A 21,507-nucleotide genomic window follows, 5' to 3' on the forward strand; every position below is an offset into this window, starting at 1 on the left:
TTGGGAGAAAACCGGACATTTCTATTTAGCGTTGACACATTGCCCGCCCCCGCCTTCTGGCCTATAGTGAACTCAGGCATAAACGCAGTCGGAGGTCCGCCATGAACATCCAAGCCCTGCATTTCGTGCTCGACATCGACGGCAACGGTTCGATTGCCGGATGGGAGATCATCGCCGCCCTGAAATGGGCTTTTTCCCTGCCCGGCCGCCTGATGGTCGAAGGCCTGGGCAACATCCCGCTCGTCGCAGACACCTTCCACATCCAGGCCTCGGCCGCGACCGGCTACGCCAGCTTCCACAGTCTGCTGGCTACGGTCCTGAATCTGCTGTTCTGGGTTGGTTGCCTGGTCCTGGTCACGCGTATCGGCGCCGACAGCAAGGCCCACGCCACCACGACGGATGTGACACCCTCGGGCCCCGACGGCATGCCGCACTACCGTGGCCCGAAGACGCACAAACAGTAATCAGCCCCGGATGGCTTCCAGCCCGCCCATGTAGGGACGCAGCGCGGGCGGAATCACGATGCTGCCGTCGGCCTGCTGGTAGTTTTCCAGCACGGCCACCAGGGCGCGACCCACGGCCAGCCCTGACCCGTTCAGGGTGTGCAGGTATTCCGGCTTGGCTTTGGGGCCTTCGGGGCGGAAACGTCCCTGCAGGCGACGAGCCTGGAAATCCAGGCAGTTCGACACCGACGAAATTTCCCGCCAGGTGTTCTGCGCCGGCAGCCAGACCTCCAGGTCGTAGGTCTTGGCCGAACCGAAGCCCATATCGCCCGCGCACAGCAGCACCACGCGGTATGGCAGCCCCAGGGCCTGCAGCACGTGCTCGGCATGCCCGACCATCTCGTCCAGCGCCTGCCAGGACTGTTCGGGATGCACGATCTGCACCATCTCGACCTTGTCGAACTGATGCTGGCGGATCAGGCCGCGCAGATCGCGCCCGCCGCTGCCGGCTTCGGACCGGAAGCACGGCGTGTGCGCGGTCAGCCGGACGGGCAGATCCTGCGCTTCCAGGATGCGGTCACGCACCGTGCCGGTCAGCGGGATTTCGGCGGTGGAGATCAGATACAGGTCCTCGACCGGACCGTCTTCGTCCGGGGTGCTGCCCTGCCCGCCCTTGGTCACCCAGAACATGTCGTCCTTGAACTTGGGCAACTGCCCGGTGCCATACAGGGTGGAGCCATTGACGATGTACGGCGTATAGCATTCCTGGTAGCCGTGCTCGCCAGTCTGCAGGTCCAGCATGAACTGCGCCAGCGCGCGGTGCAGACGGGCGATGGGGCCGCGCAGCATCATGAAGCGGGCGCCCACCAGGGACCGGGCCGCCTCGAAATCCAGGCCGAAGGGCTCGGCCAGAGCGACGTGGTCGCGCGGCTCGAAACCCAGGCCGGCGGGGTTGCCGTCGGCACCGGCGGCACCCGGCAGCCAGCGGCGGACTTCGACGTTGCCGGCTTCATCCGCGCCGTCCGGCACGCTGTCGTCGGGCAGATTGGGGATGGTCATCAGCCAGGCGGACAGTTCCTGCTGCACCTCGCCCAGGTCCTGCTCCAGGGTCTTGAGCCGGTCGGGGATGGCCTGGGATTCGGCCAGCACGGCCGAGGCGTCCTCGCCGCGCGACTTCAGTTGACCGATCTGCTTGGCCAGCGCATTGCGCCGCGCCTGCAGTTCTTCGGTCTGGACCTGCACCGCCTTGCGGCGGGCTTCCAGGGCATGGTAACGGTCGGTATCGAAGGCCAGGCCGCGCCGGGCGAGAGCCCGTACGACGCGGTCCAGGTCCTTGCGCAGCAGATTGGTATCGAGCATGGCGAGAGGGCGACGAAGATTCTGGAAAAGAAGTATTGTATTCAATCCGGCCCGCGCCCCGTCGCACTGCCCCGGAGATGCGCGCCGCCCCTGGAATCAGAAGGAGTCTTTCCATGTCGAAAGTACTGGTGCTCTACCACTCGACCTATGGTCACATCGAAACCATGGCCCAGGCCGTCGCCGAAGGCGCCCGCTCGACGGGCGCCGTCGTCGACATCAAGCGCGTGCCGGAACTGGTCCCCGAAGACATCGCCCGCAAGTCCGGCTACAAGCTCGACCAGGCTGCGCCCGTGGCTCAGGTCAAGGATCTGGTCGACTACGACGCCATCCTGATCGGCTGCGGCACCCGCTTCGGGCGCATGTGTTCGCAGATGGCGAACTTCCTGGATCAGGCGGGCGGCCTGTGGGCCAGCGGCCAACTCAACGGCAAGGTCGGCGCGGCCTTCACCAGTACCGCCACGCAGCACGGCGGCCAGGAAATGACGTTGTTCTCCATCATCGCGAACATGCTCCACTTCGGCTTCGTGATCGTGGGTCTGCCCTACAGCTTCCAGGGCCAGATGCGCCTGGACGAAGTCACCGGCGGCGCGCCCTACGGGGCTTCCACCATTGCAGGAGGCGATGGCTCGCGCAAACCATCCGCCAACGAGCTGGACGGCGCGCGCTACCAGGGCAAGCACGCGGCGGAAGTGGCGAACAAGCTGTTCGGGTAAGGCCGAGGCACATGGAAAAAGGGGCCAAGGCCCCTTTTTCCTATTCCTGCCCCGCGTCCTCGTCCCACGCCCGCAACTGCGCCAGTTTTTCGCCGATCTTCAGTTCCAGGCCCCGGGGCACCGGCCGATACCAGCCCGGCTCGGCGATACCATCGGGGAAATAGGTTTCCCCCGCCGCGTAGGCGTTGGGTTCGTCATGGGCATAGCGGTAGGCATGGCCGTAGCCCAGTTCCTTCATGAGCTTGGTCGGCGCGTTGCGCAGATGCACAGGGACTTCGCGGCTCTTGTCCTGCTTCACGAAGGCGCGCGCCTGGTTGTAGGCCATGTAGCCTGCGTTGCTCTTGGCGGCGACCGCCAGGTAGATGACGGCCTGCCCCAGGGCCAGCTCGCCTTCGGGACTGCCCAGGCGCTCGTAGGTCAGCGCCGCGTCGTTGGCGATCTGCAAGGCGCGCGGGTCGGCCAGGCCGATGTCTTCCCAGGCCATGCGCACGATGCGGCGCGACAGGTAACGTGGGTCGGCGCCGCCGTCCAGCATGCGCGTCAGCCAGTACAAGGCGGCGTCCGGGTGCGAGCCGCGCACCGATTTGTGCAGCGCCGAGATCTGATCGTAGAAATTGTCCCCGCCCTTGTCGAAGCGGCGGCTGTTCAGGGTCAGGGCGTTTTCGATGAAACCGGCGTCGATCCGCGTGACGCCACTGGCGCCCGCTGCGGTCTGGCACTGCTCCAGCAGGTTCAACAAGCGACGGGCGTCGCCGTCGGCGTAGCCCACCAGGGTATCGAGAGCCAGATCATCGAACACCAGACCGTCCATGGCCTGGGATTGGGCCCGCCGCGCCAACTGGCGCAATTCGTCTTCGCCCAGCGACTTCAGCACGTAGACCTGGGCACGCGACAGCAGGGCGGAATTGACTTCGAACGACGGGTTTTCCGTCGTCGCGCCGATGAAGGTCACCAGGCCGCTTTCGACGAAGGGCAGCAGCGCGTCCTGCTGGGACTTGTTGAAGCGATGGATTTCATCCACGAACAGGATGGTGGGCTGGCCCCGGGCCAGGTTCTGTTCGGCCTGCGCCATGGCGGCGCGGATGTCCTTGACGCCGGAAAACACGGCCGACAAGGCGATGAACGCACAATCGAAGGCCGTGGCGGTCAGCCGCGCCAGAGTGGTCTTGCCCACCCCCGGCGGCCCCCAGAAGATCATGGAATGCGGCTTGCCCGACTGGAAGGCCAGCCGCAATGGCTTGCCCTCGCCCAGCAGATGCGACTGCCCAATGACCTCGTCCAGGCTGCGCGGGCGCAGCACCTCGGCCAAGGGGGCGTGCGCCGGTTTGGCGCTGGCGCGCGCCGGTGCGGCCGCATCCGCAAAATCGGGGTCGTCACCCAGCAGATCGCCCTGATTCGCCATGGCCGATTTAATCCATCTTCACGAGATCGGCGCCCTTGGGCACCGTGAATTTGAACTGCCCGGCGGGAATGTCGGGATTGGCCTTCAGGTCTGTGAAGACGATGCGCGAGACCTGAGCAAAGGCGTCCAGCAACTCCAGCCGCCGAGGCAGGCCACCGGAAAAACCGATGTCCGCATGGACGAAGCCGGCGTCCGGGGTCTTGGGCACGGCGCGCAGCCATTGCAGGCCGTCACGGTCGGGTTGGGGCTGGAGGTTGAAAGCCTCGTCCAGCGATCCCGAACCGAACAGCAGCGCGGCCGGCGAGGCGCCGACGGCCTGGCTGGCGCGACGTTCCGTGACCTGCTCCAGATCGGGGTCATACTGATAGACATGCTGCCCATCGGACACGATCAATTGTTCGTAGGGCGCGCGGACTTCCCAGCGGAATTTCCCGGGCCGCTGAAAGGCGAAAGCGCCACTTTGCGGCTTCTGGGCAGCGCCTTTGCCGTCGGTCCGTTCCTGGCTGAACTGGCCAGTGGCGGATTTGACCTTGCTGACGAAGGCCTGCAACTGTGCCTGCGCCGGTTCGGCCGCCCAGGAAAAACCGGGCAGTCCCGCCAGGCCGCACCACACGATGGCCGCAGCCAGGACGCGGCGGCGGTTGGAAAAATCGACGTTCATAGGGATCACTCGTCCTCGCCGGCCTTGGCCGGCACCAGGATGTCGCGGTTGCCGTTGGGCTGCTGGGGGCTGACCAGCCCCGCGTGTTCCATTTGTTCCAGAATCCGTGCCGAGCGGTTGTAGCCGATTCGCAGATTGCGCTGCACGAAGGAGATCGAGGCCCTGCGGCTGCGCATCACGACCTCGACGGCCTGATCGTACAGCGGATCGCTTTCCGCGTCGGCAAAGCCCGTGACGGAGCCGAGCCCGTCGCCGGTCTCGCCTTCGCCGGCGCCTTCCAGCAGGCCCTCGACATAATCGGGTTCGCCTTCGGCCTTCAGGGCCTCGACCACGCGGTGGACTTCGTCATCATGCACGAAGGCGCCGTGGACCCGTGTCGGCATGCTGGTGCCCGGCGGCTGGTAAAGCATATCGCCCATCCCCAGCAGGGTTTCAGCGCCCATCTGGTCGAGGATGGTGCGCGAATCGATCTTGGACGAAACCTGGAAAGCAATGCGCGTGGGGATGTTGGCCTTGATCAGGCCGGTGATGACGTCCACGCTGGGGCGCTGGGTGGCCAGGATCAGGTGGATGCCGGCGGCGCGGGCCTTCTGGGCCAGCCGGGCGATCAGTTCCTCGACCTTCTTGCCCACCACCATCATCAGGTCGGCCAGTTCGTCGATCACCACCACGATCATGGGCAGCGTGCCCAGAGGTTCGGGCGCGTCGGGCGTCAGCGAGAAGGGATTGGGAATGGGTTCCTCGCGCTTTTGCGCATCCCGGATCTTGGTGTTGTAGCCCGCCAGATTGCGCACTCCGAGCTTGCTCATCAGCTTGTAGCGCTTTTCCATTTCGGCCACGCACCAATTCAGGGCATTGGCCGCGTGGCGCATGTCGGTGACCACGGGGGCCAGCAGATGGGGAATGCCCTCGTAGACGGACATTTCCAGCATCTTCGGGTCGATCAGGATCAGACGCACCTGGGTGGCGTCGGCCTTGTAGAGCAGCGACAGGATCATGGCGTTGATCCCGACCGATTTGCCCGAACCGGTGGTGCCGGCCACCAGCAGGTGGGGCATCTTGCCCAGGTCGGCCACCACCGGATTGCCGGCGATGTCCTTGCCCAGTGCCATCGTCAGCATGGACGTGCTGGTGTGATAGACCTGGGACCCCAGGATTTCCGACAGGCGCACCGTCTGGCGCCGAGGATTGGGCAGTTCCAGTCCCATCAGGTTCTTGCCCGGGATGGTCTCCACCACCCGGATGCGGACCAGACTGAGCGCACGGGCCAGGTCCTTGGCCAGATTGACGATCTGGCTGCCCTTGACGCCGGTGGCCGGCTCGATCTCGTAGCGCGTGATGACCGGCCCGGCCTGGGCGGCCACGACGGTGACGCTGACGCCAAAGTCGGACAGTTTCTTTTCGATCAGGCGCGAGGTGTATTCGATGGTTTCCGGCGAGACGGTTTCCAGGGATTGCTCCACCGGGTCCAGCAGCGACAGGGCCGGCAGGCTGCCCGCCATCGACGGATCATCGCGTGCAGTGAACAGGGCCTGCTGTTTTTCCTGCTGGACGCGTGGGGATTTCGGCACGGTGGTGACGGTGGGCTCGATACGCACCGGCTGCTCGTGCACCAGTTGGGTCTGGCGGGTCTCGACGATTTCCTGGCGCTCGGCCTGGGCCGTGACGCCCACGCGGCGATCCTGCCAGGCGTTTTTCAGGTCCCGCAGGCGACGCCAGGCGAGTTCGATGGCGTAGCCGACACGTTCGGACACGTTCAGCCAGGAAAAGCCGAAGAACAGACTGGAGCCCATGACGATGAAGGCCAGCAGCAGCAAGGTGCTGCCCGCCCCGCCCATCAACCGGGCCAGGGCGCCTGCCAGCAACTGGCCCAACTGGCCGCCCGCCCCGGCGGGCAGTGCGCCCCCCCAGACCTGCAGCCGCAGGGCCTCGACGCCCATGCAGCCCAGAAACAGCAGGGTATAGCCGATGCCGACTTCCCAGCGCACACGCGGCAGCAGTTCCGGGACCTTGCTGGGCAGCACCGCCCGGGACAGGCGGTAGAATCCCGCCGCCACCCGGCGCAGCAACAGCAGCACCCACAGCCAGGCGGACGCGCCGCACAGATACAGCAGCAGATCGGCGACATACGCGCCAAACGTGCCGCCCCAGTTGTGGACCACGCCGCCATGCACGGAATGGGACCAGCCCGGGTCAGTGCGCGACCAGGTGGCCAGCACCAGGATCAGCCAGCAGGCCAACGCCGCCAACAGCACCCAGCGGGCTTCGCGGAACAGGCCCGAGAGGCGTGTCTGCAGGGGCGAGGGGCCATTGCGCACGTTGCGGGAGGAACGGGTGGGGGTCGCCGGAATTCTTGCCATCGGATCATTATAATTGCGGGGTCAATGTCGAACGGATTTTCAGCGATGTCCAGCGCAAAACACGCCAAACTCATCATTCTCGGGTCCGGCCCGGCGGGCTACACCGCCGCCGTCTACGCCGCGCGCGCCAACCTGTCGCCGGTCCTGATCACCGGCCTGGAACAGGGCGGCCAACTGATGACCACGACCGAGGTCGACAACTGGCCGGCCGACGTCGCCGGCGTCCAGGGCCCCGACCTGATGCAGCGCTTCATGGAACACGCCCAGCGCTTCAACACCGAAATGGTGTTCGACCACATCGCCAGCGTGGACCTGTCCAGGCGCCCCTTCATGCTGACCGGCGACACGGGCGCAACCTACACCTGCGATTCCCTGATCATCGCCACGGGGGCCTCGGCCCAGTACCTGGGCCTGCCGTCCGAGCAGTCCTTCATGGGGCGCGGCGTGTCGGCCTGCGCCACCTGCGACGGCTTTTTCTACAAGAACCAGGACGTGGTCGTGGTCGGCGGCGGCAACACCGCCGTCGAAGAAGCCCTGTATTTGTCCAACATCTGCCGCACCGTCACCCTGGTGCACCGCCGCGACAAATTCCGTGCCGAACCCATCCTGGTCGACAAGCTGATGGAAAAGGTCGAACACGGCAATATGCGCCTGGCGCTGTTCCGCACGCTGGACGAGGTGCTGGGTGACGATTCCGGCGTCACCGGGGTGCGGCTGCGCAATACGCAGAACGACGAAACCGAGGACCTGGCCGTCATGGGCGCCTTCATCGCCATCGGCCATAAGCCCAACACGGGCATCTTCGAAGGCCAGCTCACCATGGAAAACGGCTACATCACCACCCGCAGCGGCCTGCAGGGCCTGGCCACCATGACCTCCGTGCCCGGCGTCTTCGCCGCCGGCGACGTGCAGGACCATGTCTATCGCCAGGCCATCACCAGCGCCGGCACCGGCTGCATGGCCGCCCTGGACGCCCAGCGCTGGCTGGAGAGCGAAGGCCTGTAAGTTGAAGGCCTCCAAGTCGTCTCTGGCCGACCTGCGCCGTCTGCGCGCCGAGGCCGTCCCGCCTGAACCGCCCCCCGCCCCGCGCCGCCCGACCGGCAAAAAGCGCGGCGATCGGGGCGCGTCCGCACGTCCGCAAGACGACAAGGCAGGTGCCCCGGCGGCACATCGGGACGACGAGCCGCAAACAGCCCCTCCCCTGGACCTGGCTGATCGTGCCCTGTTCCGCCAGGCCATGCGCTTCGTGCAGCCCTTGCCGGACCACGGCCCCCGCGCCAGGGCGGGCGGCGCACGGCGCGACTCCGCATCCCTGCTGCAAGCCCGGCGCCAGCATGCCCAGGGTGCCACTGCTGAATCAAAAGCGGTGCCGACCCACAAGCAGCGGCGCAAGACCCCGGCCTTCGACCCCGAGGCCGACGCCTTCCTGCAGACGGGCTGCGGCCCGGACCTGCTGCGCGGCCTGCGACGCGGCAAATGGATACCCCAGGCGTCGCTGGACCTGCACGGCAGCACCCTGGAGCAGGCCCGCGAACGCCTCGACCGGTTCCTGGCCTCGTGCCTGGAACACGACATCCGCTGTGTGCGCGTCATCCACGGCAAGGGCATTGGTTCGCGCCAGGGTGAACCCGTCCTGAAGGCCGCGATCCGCCGGCACCTGTGCCGCCTGGAGGCGGTCCAGGCCTGGGTCCAGTGCGGCGAACGCGAGGGAGGAGACGGTGCCCTGCATGCCCTGCTGCGGCTGCCCGGGCAGCCCGAGAACTGACGACGCACCAACGACCCGCACCGACGCCGCCCATCCCGCACCCCACCCATCCGCACTGACCGGAGCCTCCGATGAACCCTAGCTGGATCTACCTGAGCATCGCCATCGTGGCCGAAGTCATCGCCACATCCGCCCTGAAGGTCTCGGACGGCTTCTCGCGCCCCCTGCCCTCAACGATCACCGTCATCGGCTACGGGCTGGCGTTCTATCTGCTGGCCCTGGCGCTGAAGACCATTCCCGTCGGCATCGCCTACGCGGTCTGGTCGGGTGCGGGCATCGTCGCCATCGCCCTGATCGGCTATTTCATCTTCGGTCAGACGCTGGACACCCCCGCCCTGATCGGCATCGGCCTGATCCTGGCGGGCGTGCTGGTGCTGAACGTGTTTTCCGCCTCAGGCGGGCACTAAGACCGGCGCCGGCATCAGGCGCCGGTAGCGTGCCGGCAGGGCGAACAAGGCCCCGTGGAATTCGGCACTGTAGACCTGCAGTTCGCCAATGCCCCGAGCCTGCAGGCGGGCCTCGACGTCCCCTGGCGTCAGTTCGACCGGATCGAGCATATCCGACGCCACCGCCAGGGCCCAGTACGAACCGTACAGCGGGATGTGCAGGCCATAGCCGCTGACCCGCGCAAAGACCTCGCCCAGGGCCGCCGCCAGACCGGACACCTGATCCGGTTCGTGGAACGGCGCCCCCAGATGCAGCACCAGGGCGCCGCCCGACGCCAGGATGCCCTGACACGCCTCGAAGAACGCCTGGGTGTACAGCGGCCCGGCCGGAGTCTCCGGATCGGTCAGGTCCAGATAGACGAGATCGAAGGTCTGGCCCGTTTCACCGCATTCGCGCACGAAAGCCGCTCCGTCCTGGATGCGGAGCGTCACCCGGGGATCGTCCAGACTGCCCCGGTGGATGGACTTCAGGTGCGTCCGCGCGATGTCCACCACGCCGCCGTCCAGTTCCACCAGGGTCGCGGCTTCGATACAGCGGTGCTTCAGCAGTTCTTCCAGCGCGCCGCCATCGCCGCCGCCGACGATCAGCGCCCGGCGCGGCGCCGGGTGCGCCAGCGCCGCCGGATGGATCAGGGCTTCGTGGTAGAACGCCTCATCCGCCTCGGACGTCATCAGGTGGCCGTCCAGGCGCAGCGTCAGCCCCAGTTCGCGCGATTCGAGCAGCTCCAGCCGCTGCAGGCCCGTGTCGCGCTCCAGAATCCGGCGATCGAAACGGAAACCGTATTCAGCGCCCTCGCTCAGAGGTTCCAGCAGCAGCTCGCCATCAGGCGACGGACCGTCGCGCTCCCCCCGCATCAGACGCTGGCGCTGACCTTGCGTGGGCTGAAAGGCGGTTTCGATCCGGGCGATCAACTGTTCCGCCCGAGCGGAGTTGTCGGCCTCGAAATTGCAGACGTAGACATCCAGCGTCACGCCGCCGCGTTCCGGCCAGGTGTGCACCGCCAGATGGGATTCGGCCAGCAGCAGCGTACCGGTCACGCCCCCGGGCTGGCCCTGGTAGTCGGGAAAGGTATGCCATTTTTCACCGACGATGGTCAGGCCCGCGTCGAGCGTGGCCTGGCGGCACAAGTCGGCGAGGGCCGCCTCGTCGGTCAGCAGCGCGCTGTCGGACTGGCAGTGATAGAGATCTGCGGTGAGGTGCAGGCCTTGCATGATGGCATCCCCCAAAACAAAGGATTGCGCGTCGTGCGCGGTGTCGCAGTCTGGCGGGGCGGCGTCTGCTGACGCACCCTGACCGCCAGTGCGGCGAAAAATCCATCGATGATAGATGAAGACTCATTTTGAATCAAGATGAGTGCAGATTATCGCAAAAAGCAGCTTTTTTTATTTTCCAACCCTCTGGCCGGACGGCGCCGTCCGGGAGGCAGGCCGACGGCCGTGCATCTGGTGGACGCCGGAAATGGAACGGGGCCGACGATTGTGTCGTCGGCCCCGCCAGATTTCTGTTTTTTATGGGTACTGCTACAAATGAAAGCACCCTCTCCGTGGTGCCAGTGCCCAGCAGGGCTGTCTCCTCACCTGCATGGGCTGCATTATGACGTCTGTATCTATAAATAACACCTAGGGAAGTCCCGTAGCCGGCGCAGGCCGGCCGAACAGGAAACCCTGTCCATGGACGCAGCCCATGGACAGCAGTGCGTCACGCTGGGCAGTGGTTTCCACACCCTCGGCGACCACGCCCAGATTCAGGGACCGGGCCAGACCAAGCACGGCCGAGACGATGGCGGTGCTGCGCTGCGGAGAGTCCAGCCCCAGCGGCGCGATGAAGGATCGGTCGATTTTCAGCGTGCGCAACGGAAAACGGTGCACGTGGCTGAGCGAGGAATAGCCGGTGCCAAAATCGTCCAGCGCGATGCGTACGCCGGCTTCGTGCAGGCTGCCCAGGATTTCAGTCGCCGTGTCCGGGTCCGCCAGCAGAGAACTTTCGATCACCTCGACACACAATCGATCGGTTGCAACCCCGGCCTGCGCCGCCAGATCCAGCAAGCGCTGCGGGAAATTCCGGCTGTGGAAGTGGCACGGCGAGATATTGATGTTCAGGATCTTGTCCTGTCCCAACAGCGCGGGCGCGGCCCGACAGGCCAGGCCATACATGTGCCAATCGATCGCCTCGATCAGGCCGGTCTTCTCGGCTGCCGGCAAGAACTGGCCCGGCCCCAACAGGCCGAGCTCCGGATGCTGCCAGCGGATCAGCGCCTCGTACCCGGTGACACCGCCGTCCGCCAGGCGCACGATGGGCTGGAAATACGCCACGAACTGCCCCTGTTCCAGCGCGTCTCGCATCTGCTGCTCCAGATCGAGCACATTCATGGCCGATACGTGCAGCGCCTCGTCAAACATCACGAAGCGCTGACGGCCGGACGCCTTGGCCCGATACAGGGCGGTATCGGCGTCATGTACCAACTGGTCGACCGTCCGGTACGCCTGGCGACTCATGGCAATCCCGATGCTGACCGAGATATGCAACTGACGGCCGCCCACTTCGATGGCCTCGGCCATCCGGGTCTGGATCCGTTCGGCCACCAGGCAGGCGGCAGAAGGCTGCGGGCAGTCTTCAAGCAGAACGGCGAATTCGTCGCCCGACAGCCTGCCGACGATATCGGGCGCCCGCACGCAATCGGCCATCCGGGCCGAAACGATGCGCAGCACCTCGTCACCCACCCCATGCCCCAGACCGTCGTTGAACAGCTTGAAGCGATCCACGTCCAGATACAGCAGGGCAAAACCGTGCGCCGGGTCGAGCTTCTGGGCGTCAAACGCACGCTCCAGGCGCTCGCGCAGGTATAACCGATTGGGCAGGCCGGTGAGCGAATCATGCATGACCTGATGCTTGAGCTGCTTTTGCGCCTGCTCACGGACCACGATCTGCCGACGCAGTTCCTGCGTGCGCTCCTGGACCCGCTCTTCCAGTTCGGCATTCAGAGTCTGCAGGGCCTCGGCCTGCTGGCGCCGCTGCAAGGTATTGGCGATCTGATAGGACACGAAGGTCAGCAATTCGGCATCCTGCTGGGTGTAATACAGGTCGGCTCGATAGCTTTGCACCACCACCATGCCCATCACGCCCTGCGCCCCCATCAAAGGCGCCCCCAGCCAGGAGACGGCAGGGGTTCCATAGGTGGCCGCATCCACCTCGCCCTGAGCGATCAACGCATTGACCTCATCGGCGTCAATCAAGAGGGTCTGCGCGCGGCGGATCGCGTACTCGCTCATGCCCCAGCCCATGGGCCGGCGCTGAAGTTCCGCCCCGGAACTGTCGACGTAATAAGGGAAATCCAGCCACTGCCCGTCGTCTGAGATCAGTGCGATGCAGAAACTCTCGACGTCGAGCAGTTCGCCCACCGCCCGGTGGATGCTGCGATAAAACGCCTCGTTGCCGTCCTCGCCGTGGCTGAGCGCGGCGATCCGGTACAGTGTGGCCTGCAAGTGGGCCGCCCGTTCGCTCTCGCGCACCTGTTCCTGCAGTTTGGCGTTGGCACAGGCCAGTTCGCGGGTCCGTTCCGCCACCCGGCGCTCCAGGGCTTCCTGCCCCTGCTTGCGCTCCACGGCGTTCAACACGTGGCCGGCCACGAAGGCCAGCACGTGCTCGTCGGACTGCGTGTAGCCCCGCCCTTCCTCGTAGCTCTGCACGGCCAGGATGCCGAGTACCTGACCGTCCCGGCACATCGGCACCGCCATGAAGTCCACCGAGGGCGTGCCGATCCCATGCCCCTGTTTCAACCCCAGGGCGCGGGCGATCGTGTCCGACGGCCCGCGCATGGGCTGTGCCCGCTGGATCAGGCGCAGCGTGAGAGTGTCACGCAACTGCTCAACGGAAAATTCCTGGCCGGGCTGGAAGATCGACCCATCCATCACATCCGCGAAATAGAGGAACCGGACGGTCCCGCGTTCCGGGTCGTGCTGGGCGATCAAGAAATTTTCCGCATACATCAACTGGGCGATGCTGCGGTGCAGCCCTTCCATCAGGCTTTGCATGTCCAGCCCGGACGCTGCCATGTCGGCAATCGCGAACAGCGCCCGCTGCAGACGTTCGGAATGCTCGAGACGCTGCACCGAGGCCTGCAGACGCTGAATGGCCCCCGCCTCGGTGATTTCCGCCGAGCCCGACAGATCCGTCCGACGCTGATGTCTCATACGATCCCCAGTGGCGCCGCGCGATGCGCTGATTTCCGTCTTTTTTTGCAGTATACCGGCCGATGCCGGCCTGAAAAGGCAAGAAAACTAGGGGAAAACAACGAAGACCCACTTTCGCCGCCCCGATCGAACCCAGTGACAACAGATACAAAGTAAAGCTCGCTATCCACCCTCGCATACCCCAGACTGAATGAAACGAGGCAGAAGTCATTCAAGGCCGATATTTGAACCAACAGATTGCGCCACCGCCTCCGTCAAAATCGCATATTCAGTACATGCGGCCCCTTGCACACTGATTTCGTCGAAATCGGAACGTTTCGCGATGGGCAACCCTGGCTCAGATGTATACAAGAACCCGGCCAGGCTACTTGGAGCCCTCATGATCCTTTACCTCTCTCCCGATGGCGTTTTCGCCCCGAAACTGCAGGCAGCAGACATGGATTGCCCGCCTTCGCCACCCTCACCGTTCGACGAGATCGAACGCAACAGGCGGCGCATTAAGCACCGTGCCCATTTTCTCAAGCTGATGAAAGAAAAATTCCCCGGATTGCCATACTAAACCCGCGATCCGGCCACGCAGCGGTACTGCCAAACTCCTAACCTAACACCCGTGCCATCAACCCATTTTGGGCGATGGCAACCGAAATCTCGGAGCACACCATGGAACAAATCAGACCCATCAACACCCCTTCTGTTAACGAGAAGAAGGATGAGTTGCAACCGAAGCCCAACCCCAAGGGCGGTCACCAAGAATCCGCTGGGCATGAGCGCAGGGATCAAGCGCCGAAAAAGTAACGGTAGCCAAAAGGCTACTGAAGGAAGGCCTAGCAACCCTTCCCTCATCTGCACTACCAGCCGCCTACGGGCGGCTCTTCTTCGCCCTCACTGCCTGCACACCTTCTTCCACGCCGCCGCCATCGGTCAAGGGATACGGCTTTTCTTTGGGCTTGGCCGCGTCGATGGCGGCAGGCCGTAGGAAATACACGAACGTGCGAGGCATGGGACCATGCTCCTGATGAATCCCGAGAAGGACGGGGCCATACCTGCACACATGGCCCCGACTCCTGGCCCCAAAATGATCCGATCCCAATGGATTCATCTGGACAAGAAAAAGCCCGGTCTCATAGGGAGAACCGGGCTTTCGTGGACTTTAATGGATCAATCTGGAGTCGATCACATATTGTCGATCATCACCTGGCCGAAGCCCGAGCACGACACCTGGGTCGCGCCTTCCAGCAGGCGGGCGAAGTCATAGGTGACCTTCTTCGACAGAATGGACTTTTCCATGCTGCTGATGATCAGGTCGGCGGCTTCGGTCCAGCCCATGTGACGCAGCATCATCTCGGCGGACAGGATTTCCGAACCCGGGTTGACGTAGTCCTTGCCGGCGTACTTCGGCGCGGTGCCGTGGGTGGCTTCGAACATGGCCACGGAATCGGACAGGTTGGCGCCCGGGGCGATGCCGATCCCGCCGACCTGGGCAGCCAGGGCGTCGGAAATGTAGTCGCCGTTCAGGTTCAGCGTGGCGATGACGTCGTATTCAGCCGGGCGCAGCAGGATCTGCTGCAGGAAGGCGTCGGCGATGACGTCCTTGACCACGATATCGCGACCGGTCTTGGGATTCTTGAATTTGCACCACGGACCGCCGTCCACCAGTTGGGCGCCGAATTCCTTCTGAGCCAGGTCATAGCCCCAGTCACGGAAGCCGCCTTCGGTGAACTTCATGATGTTGCCCTTGTGCACCAGGGTGACGCTCGGACGGTCATTGTCGATGGCGTACTGGATGGCCTTGCGGACCAGGCGTTCCGTACCTTCGCGCGACACGGGCTTGACGCCGATGCCGGACGTGCCCGGGAAGCGGATCTTCTTGACGCCCAGCTTGTCCTGCAGGAACTCGATCAGTTGGCGAGCCTTGTCGGATTCGGCCTCGAATTCGATGCCGGCGTAGATGTCTTCGGAGTTTTCACGGAAGATGACCATGTCGGTCTTTTCCGGCTCGCGCACAGGCGAAGGCACGCCCTTGAAGTAGCGCACCGGGCGCAGGCAGACGTACAGGTCCAGCTCCTGGCGCAGGGCCACGTTCAGGGAACGGATGCCGCCGCCGACGGGCGTGGTCAGCGGTCCCTTGATGGAGACGACGTACTCGCGCACGGCTTCCAGGGTTTCCTCGGGCAGCCAGACGTCCGGACCGTAGATCTTGGTGGACTTTTCACCGGCGTAGACTTCCATCCAGTGGATTTTGCGCTTGCCGTTGTAGGCCTTGGCCACGGCGGCGTCGACGACTTTCAGCATCACCGGGGTGATGTCCTGACCCGTGCCGTCGCCTTCGATGTAGGGAACGATAGGCTCGTCGGGGATGTTCAGGGAGAAATCGGCGTTGACCGTGATCTTCTGTCCGCCGGCCGGGACCTTGATGTGCTGATAGGACATGGGTGCTCCAGTGTTGCTGGGTTTGTTGTTCAGAAAAGAGAGAGAGGAATCAGTCTTATATAAGAGTGAGAGTTTAACGTAAAGTAGCCGCCCGCAGGCAGCCTTTCTGTCCTATTCTACCGGCCCTCTCCCAAGGGGATGCTTTTTACCTTGGGGCGACCGGGCAGTAAAATGCACGATCCAGCCTATTTTTCCACGCTCTCCCCCATGTTCAATCCCTCCAAGGAACAAGTCCGCGCGTTCTTCATCGACGCCTGGCGCAAGCGCCGCGAGGGCGGAGTGCCCACGCCGCTGGAAACCATGGCCGCCGATCTGGTCGAGCGCCATCCCGAATATCACGACGATCTGCAGGACCCCGACGCCGCCGAACGCGACTACCCGGTCGAAGCCGGCCGCACCAACCCCTTCCTGCACCTGTCGATGCACCTGGCGATCCAGGAACAGTTGTCGATCGATCATCCGCCCGGTATCCGGGACGCCTGGAACGCTCTGCTGCGCAGCCGCGACGAGCACGAGGCCGCCCATGTCATCATGGAAGCGCTGGGTGAAGTCGTCTGGGAGGCCCAGCGGCTGGGCAAGCCGCTGGACAACGAACACTACCTGGACCTGATCCGGCGACACGCCACGCACGACCGCTGAGCGCACGGGCGAACGGCCCGACGATGAAAAACGCCCGCCTCATTCAGGCGGGCGTCTGTCGGCAGGTGACGCGCTTTACTTGCGCACGGCCAGCGACGAAGGCTGGGCCGACAGCCAGGCGGAGATGTTCTCGATGTCCACAGCCGACAACTGCGCCGCCATGGCGCCCATGATGGCGTTCTTGCGCACATTGGCCGAGGCCGGCGCGCCCGCCTGACCACGCTGGTAAGCGATCAGGGCATGCGCCAGATAGTCCTGATGCTGCCCGGCCAGGATCGGGTATTCGGGCATCATCGGCGTCTTGGCGTCGGCGCCGTGGCAAGAGGCGCAGGTGTATTTTTCAAAGGCGGCTTTGCCGGCCTGCAGGTCAGCCGCCTGCGCGCCGGTCGCCGTCAATCCGAGACCCAGCAGGGCAATCCACAATGTACGCATGATGGTGTTCCCCCGGATCACTTGAGACTGGAATAGTAGGCCGCGACGTCGGCCATGTCCTGTTCGGACAGGGACCGGGCAATGGCGTCCATGGTCGGGAAGGAACGCGCGCCACTGGCGTATTCCTTCAGTGCCGCGACGAGGTAGGCCGCGTTCTGACCGGCGATCATGGGGACATGGTACAACTCGGGATAGGCTGCCTTGTAGCCCTGGATTCCATGGCAGCCAATGCACATGGACACCTTTTGGGCCCCGGCCTGGGCATTGCCCTGGACGGCGGGGGGATCCGCCGCCAACGCCGGACCTGCCAGCAGACAGGATGCCGCCACTACAACGGCACCCAAACCACGATCAAGCATTGCTCGCGACTTCATATGGCCTCTTGTCTCTATGATTCATATTGTGTCGGCATCGGCCAGCCTCCTGCCGGGCCGATGAGGCATGTCGATTGTACGATAATTGTTTCGATACAGTCAGACCTCGACATTTCAAACCCATAATATCCGGCTTCCGGATCCACGCGCCACGATTCTGCCTCCCATGACCCGCACGACCGCCTCCGCCCCAAGCACCCGTTTCGACGGCACTGACCGCTATGTCGCCACCGACGCCCTGAAAACCGCCGTCAATGCCGCCCTGACGTTGCAGCGCCCGCTGCTGGTCAAGGGCGAGCCGGGCACCGGCAAGACCCTGCTGGCCGAGGAAGTCGCCCGCGCCCTGGGCCGGCCTCTGCTGCAATGGCACATCAAGTCCACCACCAAGGCGCAACAGGGCCTGTACGAATACGATGCCGTCTCGCGCCTGCGTGATTCCCAGTTGGGCGAAGCCGCCGTGCACGACATCCGCAACTACATCGTTCAGGGCGTGCTGTGGCAGGCCTTCGAGTCGGAGCAACCCTGCGTGGTGCTGATCGACGAGATCGACAAAGCCGACATCGAATTCCCCAACGACCTGCTGCGCGAGCTGGACCGGATGGAATTCCACGTCTATGAAACCCGCCAGACGATCCAGGCGCGCCACAAGCCTCTGATCCTCATCACCTCGAACAATGAAAAAGACCTGCCCGACGCATTCCTGCGGCGCTGCTTCTTTCATTACATCGAGTTCCCCGATCGCGAGACCCTGAGCGACATCGTCGCCGTCCACTTCCCGGACCTGCGCGCCGACGTCCTGAGCGCGGCGCTGGACGCCTTCTTCCGACTGCGCGAAGTCCCCGGGCTGAAAAAACGCCCCTCGACCTCCGAATTCCTGGACTGGCTGCACCTGCTGCTGGCCGAATCCGTGCCGCCCGACAGTCTGGCGCGCGGTGACGTCCCGCCGCTGGCCGGCGCTCTGCTGAAGAACGAACAGGACCTGAACCTGCTGCGGCGGCTGGCCGCCCTGACGCAGCGCGGCGGGCGTTGAACGCCGCCACGCCGCAACGATCAGGCCGCGCAACGCCTTCCCCCGATTCCTCACCACCGGACCGACCCATGAGCACTCCCGGTTTCAAGCAAGCGCCCCACCCCGTCACCCTCGAAGGCCATGGTGTGCGCCTGGTCCCGCTGTCCCCCGAACACAGTGCCGGCCTGCGCGCCGCAGCCGCCGACGGCGAACTCTGGAACCTGCGCGTCACCTCGGTGCCCGAACCCGAACAGACCGAAACCTATGTCACCCAGGCGCTGCAAGGCCGGGACGACGGTCACATGCTGCCCTTCGCCGTCCTCGACGCCGCCAGCGGCACCGTCCTGGGCACCACGCGCTACCACGACATCGTGCCGGCGGTCGCCCGGCTGGAAATCGGCTACACCTGGTACGCCCGCTCGCACCAGCGCACCCGCATCAACACAAGCTGCAAGCTGCTGCTGCTCGAACACGCCTTCGACGTTCTGGGGGCGGGTGTGGTGGGCTGGCGCACCGACAACTACAACCACGCCTCCCAGCGCGCCATCGAGCGTCTGGGCGCCCGGCGCGACGGCGTGATCCGCCACCACGCCCTGCGCCGCGACGGCACCGTGCGCGACACGGTCATGTACAGCCTGCTGGCGGGCGAGTGGCCCGAAGTCCGCGCCCATCTGCTCTACCAACTGCAACGCCCCCGCGCCTGAACCTGCATCCCCTTTCCTGGCTATGCTGATCGATTTCTTCACCCAGTTGCGCGCCGCCGGCATCCCGGTCTCCATCCGGGAATACCTGAGCCTGCTGGAACTCCTGTGCAGCCCCGCCGCACCGACCAGCACCGAGGCGTTCTATCACCTGGCCCGCCTGGCGCTGGTCAAGGACGAGACCCGCTACGACCGCTACGACCGGGTCTTCGCCGCCTTCATCGGTCAGCTTCAGGTGCGCGCGGGCGGCCCGGACGTCCCGCCGGACTGGCTCGTCCAGACCTTCCGCAAGCAACTCAGCGACGCCGAAAAGGCAGCGCTGGAAAAGCATGGCTGGGAGCGCCTGATGGAAATGTTCCGCGAACGCCTGGCCGAACAGAAGGACCGCCACGCGGGCGGCAGCAAATGGATCGGCACCGGGGGTTCCTCACCCTTCGGTCACGGCGGTTATCACCCCGAAGGCATCCGCATCGGCGGCCCCTCGGCCGGCAACCGCACCGCCATCAAGGTCTGGGAACGGCGCGACTACCGCGACTACGACGACCAGCAGACCCTGGGCACGCGCAACTTCAAGATGGCGCTGCGGCGCCTGCGGCGCTTTGCCCGCCAGGGCGCCGCGATGGAACTGGACATGCCCGGCACCATCCGCGGCACCGCCGAACAGGCCGGCATGCTGGACCTGCACTGGGTGCCTGAACGCCACAACGCAGTCAAAGTCCTGATGCTGCTGGACGTGGGCGGCAGCATGGACGATCACATCGCCCGCATCGAGTCCCTGTTTTCCGCCGCGCGCAGCGAATTCCGGCACCTGGAGGTCTATTACTTCCACAACTGTCCCTACGAGTCCGTCTGGCGTCACAACAGCCGCCGCCACGGCGAACGTCTCGAAACCTGGGACCTGTTGCGCAGCTACGGCGAGGACTGGCGCCTGATCCTGGTGGGCGACGCCACCATGAGCCCCTACGAACTGTTGTACCCGGGCGGCTCCGTCGAGCACCACAACGAGGAAACCGGCGCCGCCTGGCTGCAGCGCATTCTGGGCCACTGGCCGCGCGCCGTCTGGCTGAACCCGGAACCGTCCGGTTCCTGGCAATACCGCCAGTCCATCGCCATCGTGCGCGAACTGATGCACGAGCGCATGTTCGGCATGACGATGGACGGGCTGGAACAGGCGATGCGCCTGCTGTCGAAATAGGCGGTGCCGAGCGGCCCGCGCAGGCTCAATCCACCGTCTGCAGCACCTCGGCCAAAGTCCCGAAAATCTGCCCGATCTGGGCCTCGTCGATGATGAGCGGCGGCGAAATCGCGATGATGTCGCCGGTATAGCGGACCAGCACCCTTTTGTCGAAGCACTTGCCGAACACCTCGGCGGCCCGGGCCCCGGGCGCGCCCGGGCGGGGGCTCAGTTCGATGCCGGCCACCAGGCCCAGGTTGCGCACGTCGATCACATGAGGACTGCCCTTGAGCGCATGCGCGGCGTCTTCGAACGCGGGCGACAGCGCTTTCGCCCGATCGAACAGCCCCTCGTCGCGATAGATGCCCAGGGTGGCGCGGATGGCGGCCGTCGCCAGGGGGTGCGCGGAATAGGTATAGCCGTGGAAGAATTCGATGCCGGCCGCGCTGGCCTCGATGATGGTGTCGTGTACGCCGCGGCGCACCGCGACCGCGCCGGCCGGCACCGCCGCGTTGCTGATCCCCTTGGCCAGGGTCATCAGGTCGGGCGTCACGCCGAAAAACGCGCTGCCAGTGGCTGCGCCCAGGCGGCCGAACCCGGTGATGACCTCGTCAAAAATCAGCAGGATGCCGTGCTTTTCGGTGATGGCCCGCAGCCGTTCCAGGTACCCTTTGGGCGGCAGCAGCACGCCGGTGGAGCCTGCCAGCGGCTCGACGATGACCGCCGCGATCGTCGAGGCGTCGTGCAGCGCGATGATGCGCTCAAGCGCGTCCGCGAACGACTCGCCGCCCCAGGCCGGCTGGCCCCGCGAAAAGGCGTTGTGCTCCAGATCGTGCGTGTGCGGCAGATGATCCACCCCCGGCAGCAGCACCCCGGAAAATGCCTTGCGGTTGGGCGAGATGCCGCCCACCGAGATGCCGCCGAAACCGACGCCGTGATAGCCGCGTTCGCGACCGATCAGCCGGGTCCGCTGGCCCTCGCCGCGCGCCCGATGGTAAGCCAGCGCGATCTTGAGTGCCGTATCGACCGACTCGGAGCCCGAGTTGGTGAAGAACACCCGATCCAGGCCGGCGGGCATCAGGGCCGCCACGTCGGACGCTGCCCGGAAGGAGTCCTCGTGGCCGATCTGGAAGCTGGGCGCGTAGTCCAGATGCGCGGCCTGCCGGCTGATCGCATCGATGATGGGCTGCCGGCCATGCCCTGCGTTGACGCACCAGAGCCCGGAGGTGCCGTCCAGCACCTGATGGCCGTCCGCAGCGGTGTAGTACATGCCCCGGGCGGCGGCGAGCATGCGGGGATGCGCCTTGAATTGCCGGTTCGCGGTAAAGGGCATCCACAGATTGGACATATCGGGGGAACGCACGGCGTCGCTTGGCATGGCAGCCTCTCAATCCAGGGTTCAGGGGGT

The 21,507-nt window shown here is 65.0% G+C and carries 22 protein-coding genes; 11 read left to right on the forward strand and 11 right to left on the reverse strand.

Going from position 1 to position 21,507, the window contains the following annotated elements; all coding sequences use genetic code 11:
* Nucleotides 1–101 precede the first annotated feature (101 nt).
* Nucleotides 102–464 carry a hypothetical protein gene (locus WA983_RS05035; protein WP_424249304.1) on the forward strand — a complete coding sequence of 121 codons (363 nt, stop codon included), beginning with the start codon at nucleotides 102–104 and terminating at the stop codon, nucleotides 462–464.
* Here WA983_RS05035 and serS read toward each other — a convergent pair whose 3' ends face one another.
* Entirely contained in the window at nucleotides 465–1,802 is a 1,338-nt protein-coding gene (gene serS / locus WA983_RS05040; RefSeq protein WP_424249306.1) for a serine--tRNA ligase, read from the reverse strand.
* A 113-nt stretch (nucleotides 1,803–1,915) separates the two neighbouring features.
* Here serS and wrbA point away from each other — a divergent pair, with 113 nt between their 5' ends.
* Nucleotides 1,916–2,515 (forward strand): NAD(P)H:quinone oxidoreductase, encoded by a 600-nt coding sequence (gene wrbA, locus WA983_RS05045; RefSeq protein WP_424249308.1) that lies wholly within the window; start codon nucleotides 1,916–1,918, stop codon nucleotides 2,513–2,515.
* 40 nt (nucleotides 2,516–2,555) lie between these two features.
* Here wrbA and WA983_RS05050 read toward each other — a convergent pair whose 3' ends face one another.
* From WA983_RS05050 to WA983_RS05060, 3 genes are read right to left on the reverse strand one after another with little or no spacing between them, the layout of a single operon-like run.
* Complete coding sequence (locus WA983_RS05050) at nucleotides 2,556–3,917, reverse strand: replication-associated recombination protein A (RefSeq protein WP_424249310.1); 1,362 nt, start codon at nucleotides 3,915–3,917, stop codon at nucleotides 2,556–2,558.
* A gap of 7 nt (nucleotides 3,918–3,924) precedes the next feature.
* On the reverse strand, nucleotides 3,925–4,578 hold the full coding sequence (gene lolA / locus WA983_RS05055) for an outer membrane lipoprotein chaperone LolA (RefSeq protein WP_424249312.1): 654 nt from the start codon (nucleotides 4,576–4,578) through the stop codon (nucleotides 3,925–3,927).
* Nucleotides 4,579–4,583: 5 nt separating this feature from the next.
* Nucleotides 4,584–6,938 (reverse strand): DNA translocase FtsK, encoded by a 2,355-nt coding sequence (locus WA983_RS05060; RefSeq protein ID WP_424249313.1) that lies wholly within the window; start codon nucleotides 6,936–6,938, stop codon nucleotides 4,584–4,586.
* A 45-nt stretch (nucleotides 6,939–6,983) separates the two neighbouring features.
* Between WA983_RS05060 and trxB the strand changes: the two genes are divergently transcribed.
* The 3 genes from trxB to WA983_RS05075 all read left to right on the forward strand — a co-directional run bounded on the left by trxB (nucleotide 6,984) and on the right by WA983_RS05075 (nucleotide 9,110).
* Nucleotides 6,984–7,943 carry a thioredoxin-disulfide reductase gene (trxB, locus tag WA983_RS05065; protein ID WP_424249315.1) on the forward strand — a complete coding sequence of 320 codons (960 nt, stop codon included), beginning with the start codon at nucleotides 6,984–6,986 and terminating at the stop codon, nucleotides 7,941–7,943.
* Nucleotide 7,944: 1 nt separating this feature from the next.
* The gene (locus tag WA983_RS05070) at nucleotides 7,945–8,703 is read left to right on the forward strand and encodes a Smr/MutS family protein (protein WP_424311687.1); all 759 of its coding nucleotides are present in this window, start codon (nucleotides 7,945–7,947) and stop codon (nucleotides 8,701–8,703) included.
* A 71-nt stretch (nucleotides 8,704–8,774) separates the two neighbouring features.
* Nucleotides 8,775–9,110 carry a DMT family transporter gene (locus tag WA983_RS05075; protein WP_424251996.1) on the forward strand — a complete coding sequence of 112 codons (336 nt, stop codon included), beginning with the start codon at nucleotides 8,775–8,777 and terminating at the stop codon, nucleotides 9,108–9,110.
* Here the strand turns inward: WA983_RS05075 and speE are convergent.
* Complete coding sequence (speE, locus tag WA983_RS05080) at nucleotides 9,096–10,361, reverse strand: polyamine aminopropyltransferase (RefSeq protein ID WP_424251998.1); 1,266 nt, start codon at nucleotides 10,359–10,361, stop codon at nucleotides 9,096–9,098. The two genes, WA983_RS05075 and speE, sit on opposite strands and share 15 nt — an antisense overlap.
* A 408-nt stretch (nucleotides 10,362–10,769) precedes the next feature.
* Entirely contained in the window at nucleotides 10,770–13,340 is a 2,571-nt protein-coding gene (locus WA983_RS05085; protein ID WP_424311689.1) for an EAL domain-containing protein, read from the reverse strand.
* Between the two features lie 379 nt (nucleotides 13,341–13,719).
* Between WA983_RS05085 and WA983_RS05090 the strand changes: the two genes are divergently transcribed.
* Together WA983_RS05090 and WA983_RS05095 are read left to right on the forward strand one after the other, a co-directional pair.
* Nucleotides 13,720–13,899: a hypothetical protein gene (locus WA983_RS05090; protein ID WP_424247005.1), complete on the forward strand. Its 180-nt coding sequence runs from the start codon at nucleotides 13,720–13,722 to the stop codon at nucleotides 13,897–13,899.
* Between the two features lie 101 nt (nucleotides 13,900–14,000).
* Nucleotides 14,001–14,135 (forward strand): hypothetical protein, encoded by a 135-nt coding sequence (locus WA983_RS05095; RefSeq protein ID WP_424247007.1) that lies wholly within the window; start codon nucleotides 14,001–14,003, stop codon nucleotides 14,133–14,135.
* Nucleotides 14,136–14,199: 64 nt separating this feature from the next.
* Here WA983_RS05095 and WA983_RS05100 read toward each other — a convergent pair whose 3' ends face one another.
* Complete coding sequence (locus WA983_RS05100) at nucleotides 14,200–14,340, reverse strand: hypothetical protein (RefSeq protein ID WP_424247009.1); 141 nt, start codon at nucleotides 14,338–14,340, stop codon at nucleotides 14,200–14,202.
* A 173-nt stretch (nucleotides 14,341–14,513) separates the two neighbouring features.
* Nucleotides 14,514–15,770 carry an NADP-dependent isocitrate dehydrogenase gene (gene icd, locus WA983_RS05105; RefSeq protein WP_424247010.1) on the reverse strand — a complete coding sequence of 419 codons (1,257 nt, stop codon included), beginning with the start codon at nucleotides 15,768–15,770 and terminating at the stop codon, nucleotides 14,514–14,516.
* 207 nt (nucleotides 15,771–15,977) lie between these two features.
* Here icd and WA983_RS05110 point away from each other — a divergent pair, with 207 nt between their 5' ends.
* Entirely contained in the window at nucleotides 15,978–16,409 is a 432-nt protein-coding gene (locus tag WA983_RS05110) for a DUF1841 family protein (protein WP_424247034.1), read from the forward strand.
* A gap of 75 nt (nucleotides 16,410–16,484) precedes the next feature.
* On the opposite strand, the gene WA983_RS05115 is transcribed toward WA983_RS05110, so the two are convergent.
* Together WA983_RS05115 and WA983_RS05120 are read right to left on the reverse strand one after the other, a co-directional pair.
* Nucleotides 16,485–16,841: a c-type cytochrome gene (locus WA983_RS05115; RefSeq protein WP_424247012.1), complete on the reverse strand. Its 357-nt coding sequence runs from the start codon at nucleotides 16,839–16,841 to the stop codon at nucleotides 16,485–16,487.
* A gap of 17 nt (nucleotides 16,842–16,858) precedes the next feature.
* Nucleotides 16,859–17,215, reverse strand: coding sequence for a c-type cytochrome (locus WA983_RS05120; protein ID WP_424247014.1), 357 nt, complete (start codon nucleotides 17,213–17,215; stop codon nucleotides 16,859–16,861).
* Between the two features lie 166 nt (nucleotides 17,216–17,381).
* On the opposite strand from WA983_RS05120, the gene WA983_RS05125 reads away from it, so the two are divergent.
* The 3 genes from WA983_RS05125 (at nucleotide 17,382) to WA983_RS05135 (ending at nucleotide 20,120) form a co-directional block, all read left to right on the forward strand.
* Complete coding sequence (locus WA983_RS05125) at nucleotides 17,382–18,245, forward strand: AAA family ATPase (protein WP_424311690.1); 864 nt, start codon at nucleotides 17,382–17,384, stop codon at nucleotides 18,243–18,245.
* A gap of 68 nt (nucleotides 18,246–18,313) precedes the next feature.
* Nucleotides 18,314–18,928, forward strand: a complete 615-nt coding sequence (locus WA983_RS05130) for a GNAT family N-acetyltransferase (protein WP_424247018.1) — start codon at nucleotides 18,314–18,316, stop codon at nucleotides 18,926–18,928.
* A gap of 22 nt (nucleotides 18,929–18,950) precedes the next feature.
* The gene (locus WA983_RS05135) at nucleotides 18,951–20,120 is read left to right on the forward strand and encodes a vWA domain-containing protein (RefSeq protein ID WP_424247020.1); all 1,170 of its coding nucleotides are present in this window, start codon (nucleotides 18,951–18,953) and stop codon (nucleotides 20,118–20,120) included.
* Between the two features lie 25 nt (nucleotides 20,121–20,145).
* On the opposite strand, the gene WA983_RS05140 is transcribed toward WA983_RS05135, so the two are convergent.
* Nucleotides 20,146–21,432 (reverse strand): aspartate aminotransferase family protein, encoded by a 1,287-nt coding sequence (locus tag WA983_RS05140; protein ID WP_424247036.1) that lies wholly within the window; start codon nucleotides 21,430–21,432, stop codon nucleotides 20,146–20,148.
* Nucleotides 21,433–21,507 lie beyond the last annotated feature (75 nt).

Origin of the sequence: Castellaniella sp., from assembly GCF_049650445.1 — a bacterium.
Taxonomy (GTDB): Bacteria; Pseudomonadota; Gammaproteobacteria; order Burkholderiales; family Burkholderiaceae_B; genus Castellaniella.